Origin of the sequence: Streptomyces sp. NPDC096079, assembly GCF_040303145.1 — a bacterium.
Classification (GTDB): Bacteria; Actinomycetota; Actinomycetes; order Streptomycetales; family Streptomycetaceae; genus Streptomyces.
Map to the genome: position 1 here is coordinate 108573 of NZ_JBEOST010000006.1, position 13577 is coordinate 122149.

A 13577-nucleotide genomic window follows, 5' to 3' on the forward strand; every position below is an offset into this window, starting at 1 on the left:
GATGCCCTCAGCAGGTCACCGCCGCCCTCCCGGCACGGCGGCGCGCACCCAGTTCAACCTCGGTCGCGCCCTGCCCTTCCTGGTCCTGGTGGTGACGGTCGTCGCCGACCTGGTCACCCCCGACCGGGAGCGGTTCGACCGTCTCCTGGTCGCGGCGCCCGCCCTCGCCGCCGTCACCTGGCCGGTCCGCGGGACCATCGCCATCGGACTCACTGCGATGGGCGTCCGTGCCCTGCTCAGCTTCAGCCGGGGCGAGGGCTTCGCCTCCGAACTCCTCTCCAGCGAGATCGTCCTCGCGCTGGTGACCGCGGCCGCGGCCTGGGTCAGCCGGGCCAGGACCCGCTACGAGCGGGACCTGCGCGAGGTCACCGCCGTCGCCGAGGTCGTCCAGCGGGTCGTCCTGCGCCCGCTGCCCGAGCGCCTCGGCCGCTTCGAACTGCACCTGCTGTACGTGGCGGCCGCGGCCAAGGCGAGGATCGGCGGCGACTTCTACGAGGCCGTCAGGATTCCCGGCGCGGTGCGCGTGATGCTCGGCGACGTCCAGGGCAAGGGCCTCGGCGCCGTCGAGACCGCCTCCGTCCTGCTCGGCTCCTTCCGCGCCGCCGTCAACGACGCCGTCGACCTCGGGGCCCTCGCGGACCGGCTCGACGAGGGCCTGGCCCGGTACGGCGCGTGGGACCCCGACTCGGACGCGGCCGAACGCTTCGCCACCGTCGTCCTGGCGGAGCTCCCCGACGAGCACGACGTCGTACGGCTCCTCAGCTGCGGCCACCCCGCCCCGCTGCTCCAGCGCGCGACCGGCGTCGAACCCGTGCGGTTCGCCGACCCCTCGCTGCCGGTCAACCTCGCGGGGCTCGCCGAGAACCACCACCGGATCGAGGAGGTCCCGTTCGGGCCGGGTGACCGGCTGCTCCTCTACACCGACGGCGTCAGCGAGACCCGAGACCGGGCGGGCACGTTCTACCCGCTGGAGCTGCGCCTGCGCGGCTGGGTCCGGGAGCCGGCCGCCGCACTGCCGGAGCTGCTCCACCGCGACCTCTCCGCGTACGGGGCGGGCGGCCTCGACGACGACGTCGCGGCCGTCGTCGTGGCGTGCCCGCCCCGAACCGGCTAGGCCCAGGGCACGGGCCGGAACGTACCCCCGTACATGGGCAGTTCGATCCGGTCGCCGTAGCGGGCGAGCTGGGCCCAGGGCCGGTTGATGCCGGCGGAGCCGTAGGTGCGGACGCGGGTGACGGTGTCGAGGTCGAGGACGTCGACCAGGACCTCCTCGCCCGTGCCCGCCTGCTGCCGGACGATGCCCTCCGGGTCGACGACGACGCTGGCGCCGACGCCGGCCGGATCGGCGGCGTTGACGTTCACGACGTACAGCTGGTTGGTCCAGGCGTTGGCCCGGGCGCAGACCAGCTCCATCTCGCGGTCCCGGGTGGTGGTCAGCGTCGGCTGGATGATCACCTCCGCGCCCAGCCAGGCCAGCTGTCGCGCCGTCTCGGGGAACGAGCCGTCGTAGCAGATGGCCAGCCCCGCGCGGCCGATCCCGGGCAGGTCGAAGACGACGAACTCGCCGCCGGGACGCGTCTGCTCGTACGGCTGCCAGGGGAACACCTTGCGGTATCGGGCGACGATCTCGCCCGTGGGGGAGACGGCGAGGGCCGTGTTGTGGACGTGGCCGTCGTCGCCGCGCTCGTAGACGCTGCCGGGGACCAGCCAGAGCCCGGTCTCGCGGGCCAGGGCCCCGAGGAGATCCGTGAGCGGCCCGGGAACCGGCACGGCGGCCTCCCGCATCCACTCGGCGCGCGCCCGGAGCAGCGGTGCCTCCGCCGAGAGCAGGAGTTCCGGTACGACGACGAGCTGGACGTGCGGGAAGGTGTCGCGGACCGCGCGGACCTGGTCGGCGAACCGGTCCCAACTGGCCTTCGGGTCGTGGGCGACGGGGGTGGTCTGGACGGCGGCGATGGCGAGGGTGCGCATGGGGCTCAGTTCTCCGTGACGGTCAGGGCGGTGACGGCCGTGCGGCCGTCCTGGAAGAAACGCGGGTGGCGGGCGCGGACGAGCAGCATCACGACGCCGCCGAGGACGAGGGAGCCGACGCCGAGGAGGAAGACCCCGCCGACCCCGCCGAGCGAGGTGGAGCCGTAGTCGGGATCGGCCATGTCGTAGGCGCTGCGGACGAACGCCGCCAGCATCATCAGGCCGCCGGTCGCCGGCAGGACGCCCTTGAACAGCAGGTCGCGGGCGGAGTTCCGCAGCTGCCGACGGAAGTACCAGGCGCAGGCGAAGCCCGTGACGCCGTAGTAGAACGCGATCAGGAGGCCGATCGACAGGATGGCGTCGCCGAGGAAGTCGGCCGAGACCAGGGTGAGTAGGACCAGGGCCGCGGCCGCCGCGGCTCCGCAGGACACCGTCCCGAACGCGGGGGTGCGGAAGCGCGGGTGCATGCGCCCGAACGCGGCGGGCAGCGCGCCGTGCGCGCTCATCGACAGCGCGCTCCGGGGCGTGGAGCCGGCGCAGGTCAGCAGGGCGCCCACGGCCGAGACGGCGATGGCGAGCGAGACGATCCGGCCCCCCCGCGCCGCCGAGGACGGTGGGCGCGAGGTGGGTCAGGACGTCGGCCGCGTTCTCCTCGGCGCCGAGGCCGAGCCCTCCGGTGCCCGTACCGGCGAAGGTGATCGCCGCGAACGCGGTGAAGAGGTAGGTGACGAGCAGGACCACGGTGGAGGCGACCGCGGCCCTGCCGGGGGTGCGGTCGCTGTCCACGGTCTCCTCGTTGAAGGTGATCAGGGCGTCCCAGCCCCAGTAGACGAACAGGCACAGGAGCACGGACTGGGCGAACGTGCCGAAGTCGTCGAAGCCGAAGGGGTCGATCCAGCTCAGGGACGGGGTGGCGGCGCCGTCACGGGCGAAGGCGGCGATCCCGAAGGCGAGCAGGGCGAGGAGCTGGAGGGCGAGCATCGCGTACTGCGCGTGGGCGGCGAGCCGGACGCCCCGGTAGGCGACGGTCACGACCAGGGCGATCAGGAGGACGGCGACGGCGGTCACGGCGAGGGTGCCGCCGGCCGCGCTGTCGAGCCCGAGGAAGGCGAGCAGCGCGGCGGCCCCGACCTGGGCGAGCGCGGTCATCGCGAGGACGGTCGCGACCAGGACCGCCCAACCGCCCGCGACCCAGCCGACGGCCGGGCCGAACGCCCGGGTGTTCCAGACGAAGGTCGTGCCGCAGTCCGGCATCCGCCGGTTCAGTTCCCGGAACGCGAAGGCCGTGAGGAGGATCGGCACGAAGCCCAGGACCAGGGCGGCCGGGGCCCGGTCGCCGACGACGAGGGTCACGAGGCCCAGGGTGATCGCGATGCTGTACGCGGGGGCGACGGAGGCGAGCCCGAGGGCGATCGTCGCGAGAAGACCGACGGAGTCTCCCCGCAGACCCTTGCCGAGGGGTGGTGCCGGAGCGGGTGACGGATCGGACGCGCTGGTCATGAGGGGCCTCCTGGTGAGGGGCGTACGGACATCCCGTATTCGTTAAACGCAGATTTAAGGAAAGAGTCGTGGTCCGGTCAAGGCCTGGGGTTGTATCTTTTGGTATCGGTTCAGATCACGAGACGCGGAGGGACCCGTTGGCGCGGAGCAAGGACCAGGAGGCCCGGCGCGCCCAGCTCGGCGAGGCGGCGGCGCGGGCCCTGCTCAGCCGGGGGCTCGAAGGGGTCCGGCTGAAGGACGTCGCCGCGGAGGCGGGGGTCACCCCGGCCGCGGTCCTGTACTACTACGAAGACCTCGACGCCCTGATGTACGAGACCTTCCGACAGGCCATCGAGCGGTTCTGCGCGGAGCGCGAGACGACGGCGGAGGGGGATTCCGACGCGCGGGCGCGACTGCGCAGCTGCATCGCGTCCGGCGTGGCCTCGGGCCCCCAGGACCGGCTTCCCCGGCTGCTCTTCGAGTACTGGCCCCGCACCTTGCGGGACCCCAAGGCCGCCGCGCTCGACAGCGTCCTGACCGAGCGCCAGATCGGGGTCTACCAGGGCATCCTGGTCCTCGGCGAGGCTCAGGGACACTTCACCCTCTCGGACCCGGCCCGGCTCCTCGCCGCCAACTTCGTGGCGATGGAGGACGGCTACCAGATGGACGTGCTCGCCGGCCGCCGCTCGCCCCGGGAGGTGATCGCCGCCCTGCACTCCTACGCCCGCGCGGCGACGGGACACCTGCCGGAGGCTCCGTAGGGTGACGCGCCGATCAGGGCGGGCCCGTGACGCCCGGCAAGTGCCCCGGGGCATTCGGGGCGCGGAGGCGGAGCGGCAAACATCGACCGCCGGGCGGCTTGTGTCGTTGCCGACCGGTTGCGCGTCCCGTGCGCCGTTCGTGCGCTCTGGTCGCTCCGTTCCCGGTACGTGAGGCTTGCGACCATCCGCAGCGCGGACCGCTGACAGCCCAGTCGAGAGGATCGGGTGCTCGTGCCCCAGGACAACCCCTTCGCCCCTGCACCGTCCGAGGAATTCCCCGGCTTCCCGGGCGTCACGGCGGGTCTGACCGCCGCAGAGGTCTCCCGCACCGCCGGCCGCGGCCTCTGGACCGCCGACGCGACCGTCGACCCCGACGTCGTACGACTGGCCCAGACCCTCACCACCGCGCTCCTGAACGGGGCCGGTGACGCGCCCCCGCTGCCCGCCGAGGTCGCCGCGCCCCTCGAAGAGGTGCGGGCCCTCGCCGTCCCCGCGTACCACCGCGTCGAGGCCACGGACGGTATCAGGCTCTCCGCGTTCAGCCTCCGGCAGCGGGGCCCCGGCCCGCACCCGCTGGTCGTCGTCCCGGCCGGATGGACCCCGTTCGGCTGGCCGCTGTTCCTCTGGTGCTACCTCTCCCTCGCCCGCCGGGGCTACCACGTCCTCGCCTACACGCCCCGCGGCCTCGGCATCCCGGGGCTGCCCTCCACCTCCGAGGGCTTCGTCGACGTCGCCGGACCCCACGACTGGGCCGACGGCTCCGCCGTCATCGACTTCGCGACCGACCACCTCGCCCCGAGCGTGATCGGCTTTCTGGGCGAGTCCTACGGCTCCGGGATCAGCCAGCTCGTCGCCGCCCACGACGACCGCGTCGCCGCCGTCGTCGCGCTCAGCACCTGGGGGAACCTGGCCACCAGCCTGCTCGACCACGACACCCGTCACCTCGCCGCCGTCAAGGCGCTGCTCGCGCTCACGGGCGGCCCGGTGGAGAGCAAGTTCGACGCGGCGAACCAGGAGGTCCTCGCCGACTTCCTGGCCGACCGGAACCTGGACCGGGTCGTCGAGTGGGGCCGGCTGCGCGCCCCGGAGTCGTACCTCCACCTCACGAACGACAACGAGACCCCCACCTTCCTCTCGAACACCTGGCACGAGGGCCTCTTCGCCGTCAACCAGCTCCTGACCACCTTCGAGGGCCTCGACGTCCCCAAGCGCCTCAACCTCTGGATCGGCGACCACGCCGCCCCCGAGGGCCCGGGGCTCGTCGGCACGGAACCCCGCGGGACCGGCCTCCCCCTGGCCGAGGCGTACGCCTGGCTCGACCACCACCTCAAGGGCGAGCGCAACGGCGTCGAGGAGTGGGCACAGGTCTGCGGCGAGGTCATGTTCACCCACGTCACCGAACCCGTCCTGGACCCCGGCACCGGCGAGCCCACCGGCGAGAACCGGATCGTCGAGGAGGCCGTCCGGGAACACCGCGCGGACTGGAGCCGGGTCACCACCGGCGTCGAGGTCCTCGGCCTCACCGGCGACGGGGCGGGCTGCACCGACGGCCGGCTGCTCCCCGCGGGCGAGACCTCGGCACCCTCGGAGGTCACCGGGTGGCGCCGCGCGTTCCTCGCGGGAGTCGACACCGAGGCCACCGCCATGGACGCGCTCATGGGCACGGGCCGGGCGGAACGCACGGGCAACCCCAAGATCTACGACACCCGCAAGATCGACCGGCGGCACGCCCTCGTGTGGACGACCGCGCCGCTCACCTCCCCGCAGGGGGAGGGCGTCGCCGGCCGCCGGGTCCGGGGCGTCCCGCGGCTCCGCCTCACCGTCCGCTCCACGGCCGCGTCGGCGGGCCTCGTCGCCCACCTCTTCGACGTCGCCGAGGACGGCACGGCCCGGATCATCACCCACGAGCCGCTCAACGTGTACGGGCTGACGCCCGACGAGGACCGCACCGTCACCTGGCGGCTCCAGGCCGCCGCCTACGACATCGCCGCCGGGCACCGGCTGACGCTGGTCGTCGACAGCAAGGACCCGCTGTACGGCGACGCCTCCGTCACCTGGACCCAGACCACGGTCACCTCCCCGGAGGACGCGCCCGCCTTCCTCGAACTGCCGCTGGGCTGAGCGCCGTGCGGCGGGGAGGGTGCCCGGCGGTCCGGGCACCCTCCCCGCGGCGTCACACCGCCGGCGCGAGACCCAGGTGCTCGCGGAGCGTCGTCCCCGTGTACGCCGTCCGGTACACGCCCCGCTCCTGGAGCTCCGGCACGAGCAGCTCGACGATGTCGTCGAGACCGTCCGGCACCAGATACGGCGAGATGTTGAAGCCGTCGACGGCGCCGTGCCGGGCGAACCGGGCGAACTTCTCGGCGAGCCCGGCCGGTGTGCCGACGTGACCGCGCTGCGGACCGAGCTCGATGACCGTCTCGCGCAGGGACCAGCCGTGGGCGTCGGCCTTCGCCCGCCACTCGGCCACCGTGTCGAGGGTCTCGCCCAGCTGGCGGGTGCCGAACCTCCCGTCGTACGCGGCGACCACCGGATCCTCGGCGGGCAGCGGCCCGTCCGCGTCCCGGCCGGACAGGTCGATTCCCCACAGAAGGCTCGCGATGCCCAGCGCGACGGCCGGCGTGACCTGCTCCAGGCGGACCCAGCGGGCCTTCTCCTCGGCCTCCTTCTCGGTGGCCCCGATGACGATCTCCGTGCCCGGCAGGATCCGCAGGGCGTCCTCGGGCCGTCCGGCCGCCCGCAGCCGCCGCCGGACGTCCTCCGCGAAGGCGAGCGCGTCGTCGAAGTCCGTACCGTGCCGGGAGAAGATCACCTCCGCGTTGCGGGCCGCGAAGTCCCGGCCCTCGGCGGAGTCGCCCGCCTGGAAGATGACCGGATGCCCCTGCGCGCTGCGCGGCAGCGTCGGCGCCAGATCGACATCGAAGTGCCCGGTCCGCGTCCGTACGCGTCCCACCGCACCCGGCACCGACCAGGACCGGGCCTCGGCGGACCCGGCGACGGCGCCGTCCGCCCAGCCGTTCCACACGGCGCGCGCGACGGAGAGGAACTCCTCGGCGCGCCGGTAGCGGTCGGCGTGGTCGAGGAAGCCGCCCCGCCGGAAGTTCTCGCCGGTCCAGGCGTTGTGGGTGGTCACCACGTTCCAGCCGGCCCGTCCGCCGGAGAGCAGGTCGAGACCGGCGAGCCGCCGGGCGAGGTCGCCGGGCTCGTTGAAGGTGGTGTTGGACGTGGCGACCAGGCCGATCCGCTCGGTCGCGGCGGCGAGTGCCGACAGCTGGGTGATCGCGTCGGGGCGGCCGGCGACGTCCAGCTCGTGGACGCCGCCCTCCGACTCGCGCAGCCGCAGCCCGTCCCCGAGGAAGAACGCGTCGAAGAGCCCGCGTTCGGCCGTCCGCGCCACCTTCAGGAACGAGGCGGGGTCGATCTGGGAACCGCTCGACGGGTCCGACCAGATCGTCCAGTGGTTGACCCCCTGGAAGAACACCCCGAAGTGCAGCCGGGCGTCCGGGCGCGGGACGTCGTTCGGATCGGCGAGGGTCATCGGGTCTCCTCCCGGACGAGCACGGCGGCACCGTCGGTCGTGAAGCGGCTGAGGGGCCGGGGAAGGCCCAGGGAGGTGCGCAGGGTGGTGCCCGGCAGCGGACGTGCGGCGATCCGCCGGACGAACAGCTCCGGCAGGACGAGCCGGGAGAGCACCGCGAGGTCCTCGTCCAGGACGAGCGGGCGCAGCCGGACCCCGTCGACGTGACCGCCGAGCTCCGTCAGCAGCTCCACCAGACCGGCGGCGGGACCGGAGTACCGCAACCGGTCAGGGCCGCCCTCCCAGGGGGCGTGCCGCTCCAGGTCGGCGATCCGCTCCCGCGCCGACTCGCCCGGGGTGTCGAGGGCGACCTCCAGCTCGGCGAAGGCGAGCGGCGCCCCCGCGGCCGATGCCGCCCGGCCCGCTTCCGAGGGCGTCTCCCCGCCGACGAGCGCGACATCGGCGAGACCGGCCGGGGCGAGACCCGGGCGGGCGAGGACCACGGGCCGGCCCTGCGGCGGGCGCGGCACGATCGAGGGGCCCCGCACGGAGTACGTCTCGCCCTCGAAGTCGACGGCGTGGAGGCGCGAGCGGTCCAGATAGCGGCCGGTGGCCACCGAACGGATCACCGCGTCGTCCTCCCACGAGTCCCACAGGTCCCGCACGACCCGGAGCCCGTCGTGGGCCTCGCGGACGACCGCCTCGGCGCCCTCGACGACCGGCCGGCCCCAGGCGCGGGCGGCGGCCGGGTCCTCCTCGGTGCCGACGACCCAGCCGGCCCGGCCGGCCGAGACGTGGTCGAGCGAGGCGAGCTGCGAGGAGACGTGGAACGGTTCGGCGTACGTGGTCGCCACGACCGGCGCCACGCCGACGACGCTCGTCGACGCGGCCACGAACGCGGCCCGCTCCACCGCGCCGATCCGTCCGACGGGATCGTGCGCGGCGCCGGGCGGGAGGATCGAGTCCTCCAGGGTGACGAGGGTGAACCCGGCGTTCTCGGCGGCGGACGCCACCCGGGCGAGCCGGCGCGGGGTCAGCAGCGTGCCGGGGGCGTGCGCGGCACGCCGCCACGCGGCCGGATGGGCACCGTCGCCGTCGATCTCGACGGCCAGGCGCAGGGCGGGGCGGGGCATGGGAGTCCTTCCGTACGACAGGGAGGCGCGACGGCGCGGCAGCGGTGCGGGGCACGGCTGTACGGGGCCGGGCGACGGGACGTCACGGGACGCGCGGACCCACGCGGGGCGGGTCAGGCGCGAGGGGAAGGACAGACGGCCGAGGAGGTGCGGCAGAGGTCGACGTGCCGACGGCGGACGAGGCGGGCACGCGGACGGGCGGGGACGTGCGCGGTGACGATCACTGCGAGCACCTGCGCCTCCCCTCCGGGTTCCGGCCCGTGGTCGTGCGGGCGGATCACGTCACCCTAGGCAGGCCGCCGTCGCCGGTGTCAAGGTCGTCCCGACCGGCGGGACGTCAGGACGGCACCGGGGGAGGCCGGTTGGGACGCACCGCGGCCCTCCCGAGGGACGGAGCGCGTGTCAGACCCTGGGCTGACCGCAGGTCAGTCCGTGGACGGACGCGGCCGCACGGGAGCCGCGCCTAGCGTGCCCGCATGAACCGATTCACCAGGGCGGCCGCGACCGCCGCACTCGTCAGTACCCTCGTCTTACCCGCAGGCGTCGCCACGGCCGCCTCCCCGGACACCCCGGCCTCGAACGCCGCGGCCCCGGCCTCACGAGCGGCCGTGCTCCCGGACCCCACCGGCCCGTACGCCGTCGGCAGCACGGTCCTGTCGCTCGTCGACCGCTCCCGTACCGACCCGTGGGTTCCGTCCGCCGACGGCCGCGCGCTCATGGTCACGCTGCACTACCCGGCGGCCTTCCCCGGCGGCGGCCGCCCCGTCCCGTACGCCACGCGGGAGGAGGCGCGGCTGCTCGCCGAACAGCTCGGGCCCGGCGTCTCCGGCGACGAACTCGCCCGCACGCGCACCCACAGCAGGTCCGGCGTCCGGCCCGCACCCGGACGGCACCCCCTGGTGCTGCTCTCGCCGGGCTTCGGCGTCTCCCGCTGGACGCTCACCCACCTCGCCGAGGACCTCGCCTCGCGGGGCTACGTCGTCGCCTCCGTCGACCACGCCTACGAGTCGTACGGGATCAGCCTCCCCGGCGGCCGCGTCCTCACCTGCGTCGCCTGCGCGGCGCTCGACGAGGGCGGGGTGCACGGCAGCGTCGTCACCTCGACCCGCGCCGCCGACATGCGGTACGTCCTGGACAGGCTCACCGGGCCCGAGCCCGCCTGGAGGTACGCCGGCACGATCGACGCGCGCCGCGTCGGCATGGCGGGCCACTCCATCGGAGGGGCGAGCGCGGCCACGGCGATGGCGGCGGACCCGCGCATCGACGCCGGGATCAACATGGACGGGCGGTTCTGGGAGGACCTCCCGGCCCAGGGCCTGCGGGGCCGCCCGTTCCTGATGCTCGGGACGCACGACGGCATGCACCTGCCCGGCGGGCAGGACACCACCTGGGACCGGACGTGGACCGCTCTCGACGGCTGGAAGCGCTGGATCACGGTCGCCGGATCCGAACACTTCACCTTCTCCGACGGCCCCGTGATCGCACGTCACTTCGGCCTGCCCCAGCCCGAACTGCCCACCGACCGTGCCGTGGCGGTCACCCGGACCTACGTCGCGGCCTTCTTCGACACGCATCTGCGCGGGCTCCCGCGCCCGGTGCTCGACGGCCCGACACCCGGGAACCCGGAGGTCCACTTCCAGCACCGCTGAGCCGCCCCCGGCGGGGTCAGGAGCGGTACGGGGTGTTCGCCTCCGCCCAGTCGGCCAGCGCCCGCGCGCACTCGGCGACCGATTCGCGCCAGGTGCGCGCGGCACCGTCACCGGCCTCGTCGCTCACGTGCTTCACGATGCGCAGCGGCACCCCGGCGAGCTCCGCAGCCGCCGCGAGCGCGTACCCCTCCATGTCGACCAGCGGCGCCCGCTCGGCGAGCCGGGCACGGGCCGCCTCGTCCGAGATGAACGCGTCGCCGGTCGCCAGGACCACGTCGCCGCCGTCCGGCAGCGCCAGCGGCGCGCCGTACGTCTCGCCGGTCAGGGTGGCGAGCAGCTCCCCGTCGAGATCGTGCTGCACGACCGTGCCGACGACGTGCGTACCGGTCCAGCCGGGCCGCAGCGCCCCGGCCGTACCCAGGTTCACGATCCCCGACGGCCGCGGCCCCCGCCCGAGCACGCTCGCGAGCGCGGTCGCCGCGTTCACCTTGCCCATGCCGGTGAGCAGGACGGGCAGCTCCGTGTCGAGGAACTGCGCCTCCTCCTTGACGGCGAGCACGAGCAGCGGACGGTGGGCCGTGATCTCTCCCAAGAGTTCCATGGGGGCCACGCTAGTTCGAGAGCCCGCCCGCCGTACAACCCGGGCGTGCTCGGTGCCCGCCCTCAGACCGGCAGCAGGCGGCCGATCAGCTCGCCCAGCTGGCGGGCGTTGCGGCACGGGCGCATCTCCACGAGCTCCGCGTAGGCCGGGGCCACCGAGTCGCCCGTCCCCCACAGCGAGGGCTGTTCGGGATTGAGCCAGTGGACCCGGCGCGCGCGGTCCGCGACGAGCCGGAGCGCCGGGAGGTTCGGATCGGCGCCGTTGGTGCGGGCGTCGCCGAGGACGAAGACGACCGTGCGCGGGCCGATCGCCTCCGCGTACCGCTCGGCGAACTCCCCGAGCGCCGTCCCGTAGTCGCTCTGCCCGTGCCAACCGGTGAGCTCCGCCTCCGCGAGGATCCGGTCGCCGAGCCCGGCGGGGTCCGCCGCGTCCCGCGCGATCAGACCGGTGACCTCGTCGACCCGGTTGACGAACGCGAAGACCCGCACCCGGCTGAACTGGTCGTGCAGGGCCTGCACCAGCAGCATCGTGAACTGGGCGAATCCGGCCACCGACCCCGACACGTCGCACAGCAGGACCAGCTCGGGGCGCCGGGGACGACGCTGCCGCAGGACCGGGCGCACCGGGACACCGCCGGTCGACAGCGAGCCGCGCAGGGTCCGCCGCAGGTCGATCTCCCCGCGCGCCGCACGCCGCCGCCGGGCCGCGAGCCGGGTGGCCAGCTTCCGGGCCAGCGGCCGCACCGTACGCCGCAGCTCGTCCAGCTGCGCCCGCCCGGCCAGCAGGAAGTCCACGCCGTCCGCCGTGCCCGCGACCGCCCGCCGCGCGACCCGGTCACGGCCCTGCCGCTCGGCGACGCGCCGCCGGGCCTCGGACCGCACCCGCTCCCGGAAGGCCTCGATGCGCCGCCGGATCTCGTCGTCGAGGAGCCGGTCGGTGAACTCCGGACCCGAGACCGCCGCCTCGGCCCGCAGCCGGTCGCGCACCCGCGCGAGCAGCGTCTCGGGGCGCAGCCGGGAGAGCGTCCGGTACGAGGACCAGCCGTCGGACTCGGGACCGGAGCCGAATCCGCCGAAGCCGCCCACCGCCTCGGCCGCCAGCCGGTCGAGCGCGGCGCCGTCCCCCGCGGCGAGGGCCTCCGCCAGCCGGGCCCGGAGCGCCGCGAGGTCCGCCGCGGTGTCCTCGTACGACCCGGCCGCCCCCGGAGCGCCGCCGAGCGGGAAGTACAGGTCGAAGACCTGGTCGAACACCTTCCGCCGGGCCTCCCCGTGGAGCAGGGTCGCCGCCAGCGCCTCCCGGACCTGCTCCCGGTCGGTGAAGCCGACCGCTTCGAGCGCGAGCCCGGCGTCCACGGTCTCGCCGGTGCCGATCCCGAACCCGTGCGCGCGCAGCGCCGCGACGAGTCCGGTGAGCCGCTCCGCGGCCCCGGCGGGCGCCGCGCCGGGAAGGGCCGTGCCGCCCGCGCCCTGGGGCACGCCGGAGGGGCCCGGTTCCGCCGTGCCGGAAGCGCCCGCGTCCGCCGTGCCGGAGGCCGGCGCCGGCCCGTTCACACCGCGTCCAGGTCGAGCTTGGCCGTCGCCTTCACGATGTCCTCCTGGTGCTTCAGGAGGACGCCGAGGGTCTCCCGTACGACCCCCTCGTCCAGCCGGTCCGCGCCGAGCGCGAGCAGGGTGCGGGCCCAGTCGACCGTCTCCGACACGGACGGCGCCTTCCGCAGGTCCATCGCGCGCAGCGCCCCCACGACCCGGACGACGGACGCGGCGAGCGCGGCATCGAGACCGGGCACCTTGAGCGTGACGATCCGGCGCTCCAGCTCCTCCTCGGGGAAGCCGATGTGCAGGAACAGACAGCGCCTGCGGAGCGCCTCGGACAGCTCGCGGCTCGCGTTCGAGGTGAGGACGGTGAACGGGCGGCGCGTCGCCGTGATCGTGCCGAGCTCGGGCACGGTCACCTGGAAGTCGCCGAGCACCTCCAGGAGCAGCCCCTCCACCTCGACGTCCGCCTTGTCGGTCTCGTCGACGAGCAGCACCGTCGGCTCCTCGGACCGGATGGCGGTGAGCAGCGGCCGGGGGAGCAGGAACTCCTCGCCGAAGATGTCCGTCCGCGTCTCGTCCCAGGACTCGCCGCGCCCGGCCGTGATCCGCAGCAGCTGCTTGGCGTGGTTCCACTCGTACAGCGCGCGGGACTCGTCGACGCCCTCGTAGCACTGCAGGCGGACCAGGCGGGCCCCCGTGACCGCGGTGACGGCCTTGGCCAGCTCGGTCTTGCCGACGCCCGCCGGGCCCTCGACGAGCAGCGGCTTGCCCAGCCGGTCGGCGAGGAAGACGGTGGTGGCGACGGCCGGCGACGCCAGGTAGCCGGTCGCGGCGAGCCGTTCGGCCACGTCGTCGACGGAGGTGAAGAATCCGGTCGTCATGTCTGTCCCCCCGGGGAGCGGAAAGTCTTACTGGCCAGTAGCCTCAGCTG

General features: G+C 74.7%; 12 protein-coding genes and 1 pseudogene. 4 read left to right on the forward strand and 9 right to left on the reverse strand.

Annotated features, from left to right (window positions below):
- The first annotated feature begins 1 nt into the window (after window position 1).
- On the forward strand, window positions 2–1114 hold the full coding sequence (locus ABTY59_RS14750) for a PP2C family protein-serine/threonine phosphatase (protein WP_352019305.1): 1113 nt from the start codon (window positions 2–4) through the stop codon (window positions 1112–1114).
- On the opposite strand, the gene ABTY59_RS14755 is transcribed toward ABTY59_RS14750, so the two are convergent.
- From ABTY59_RS14755 to ABTY59_RS14765, 3 genes and pseudogenes are all read right to left on the reverse strand, one after another.
- Window positions 1111–1971 carry a carbon-nitrogen hydrolase family protein gene (locus ABTY59_RS14755; RefSeq protein ID WP_352019593.1) on the reverse strand — a complete coding sequence of 287 codons (861 nt, stop codon included), beginning with the start codon at window positions 1969–1971 and terminating at the stop codon, window positions 1111–1113. The two genes, ABTY59_RS14750 and ABTY59_RS14755, sit on opposite strands and share 4 nt — an antisense overlap.
- Window positions 1972–1976: 5 nt before the next feature.
- Window positions 1977–2528, reverse strand: a complete 552-nt coding sequence (locus ABTY59_RS14760) for an APC family permease (RefSeq protein WP_352019594.1) — start codon at window positions 2526–2528, stop codon at window positions 1977–1979.
- A gap of 199 nt (window positions 2529–2727) precedes the next feature.
- Window positions 2728–3471: pseudogene (locus tag ABTY59_RS14765) on the reverse strand (amino acid permease); the annotation flags it as partial.
- Window positions 3472–3608: 137 nt separating this feature from the next.
- Between ABTY59_RS14765 and ABTY59_RS14770 the strand changes: the two are divergent.
- The gene (locus tag ABTY59_RS14770; RefSeq protein ID WP_352019306.1) at window positions 3609–4211 is read left to right on the forward strand and encodes a TetR/AcrR family transcriptional regulator; all 603 of its coding nucleotides are present in this window, start codon (window positions 3609–3611) and stop codon (window positions 4209–4211) included.
- A gap of 231 nt (window positions 4212–4442) precedes the next feature.
- Entirely contained in the window at window positions 4443–6332 is a 1890-nt protein-coding gene (locus ABTY59_RS14775) for a CocE/NonD family hydrolase C-terminal non-catalytic domain-containing protein (protein ID WP_352019307.1), read from the forward strand.
- A gap of 52 nt (window positions 6333–6384) precedes the next feature.
- Here ABTY59_RS14775 and ABTY59_RS14780 read toward each other — a convergent pair whose 3' ends face one another.
- The 3 genes from ABTY59_RS14780 to ABTY59_RS14790 all read right to left on the reverse strand — a co-directional run bounded on the left by ABTY59_RS14780 (window position 6385) and on the right by ABTY59_RS14790 (window position 9142).
- Window positions 6385–7749 (reverse strand): NtaA/DmoA family FMN-dependent monooxygenase, encoded by a 1365-nt coding sequence (locus ABTY59_RS14780; protein ID WP_352019308.1) that lies wholly within the window; start codon window positions 7747–7749, stop codon window positions 6385–6387.
- Complete coding sequence (locus ABTY59_RS14785) at window positions 7746–8861, reverse strand: LLM class flavin-dependent oxidoreductase (RefSeq protein ID WP_352019309.1); 1116 nt, start codon at window positions 8859–8861, stop codon at window positions 7746–7748. Before ABTY59_RS14785 ends, ABTY59_RS14780 begins: the two co-directional genes overlap by 4 nt.
- Before the next feature lie 113 nt (window positions 8862–8974).
- Window positions 8975–9142 carry a putative leader peptide gene (locus ABTY59_RS14790; RefSeq protein WP_352019310.1) on the reverse strand — a complete coding sequence of 56 codons (168 nt, stop codon included), beginning with the start codon at window positions 9140–9142 and terminating at the stop codon, window positions 8975–8977.
- Between the two features lie 195 nt (window positions 9143–9337).
- On the opposite strand from ABTY59_RS14790, the gene ABTY59_RS14795 reads away from it, so the two are divergent.
- A complete protein-coding gene (locus ABTY59_RS14795) occupies window positions 9338–10510 on the forward strand; it encodes an alpha/beta hydrolase family protein (protein ID WP_352019311.1) in 1173 nt (390 codons plus the stop codon).
- Between the two features lie 16 nt (window positions 10511–10526).
- Here the strand turns inward: ABTY59_RS14795 and ABTY59_RS14800 are convergent, their stop codons facing one another.
- The 3 genes from ABTY59_RS14800 to ABTY59_RS14810 all read right to left on the reverse strand — a co-directional run bounded on the left by ABTY59_RS14800 (window position 10527) and on the right by ABTY59_RS14810 (window position 13527).
- A complete protein-coding gene (locus ABTY59_RS14800) occupies window positions 10527–11111 on the reverse strand; it encodes a nucleosidase (protein ID WP_352019312.1) in 585 nt (194 codons plus the stop codon).
- A 62-nt stretch (window positions 11112–11173) separates the two neighbouring features.
- A complete protein-coding gene (locus ABTY59_RS14805) occupies window positions 11174–12586 on the reverse strand; it encodes a vWA domain-containing protein (RefSeq protein ID WP_352019595.1) in 1413 nt (470 codons plus the stop codon).
- Window positions 12587–12657: 71 nt separating this feature from the next.
- Window positions 12658–13527 (reverse strand): AAA family ATPase, encoded by an 870-nt coding sequence (locus tag ABTY59_RS14810; RefSeq protein ID WP_352019313.1) that lies wholly within the window; start codon window positions 13525–13527, stop codon window positions 12658–12660.
- Between the last annotated feature and the right edge of the window lie 50 nt (window positions 13528–13577).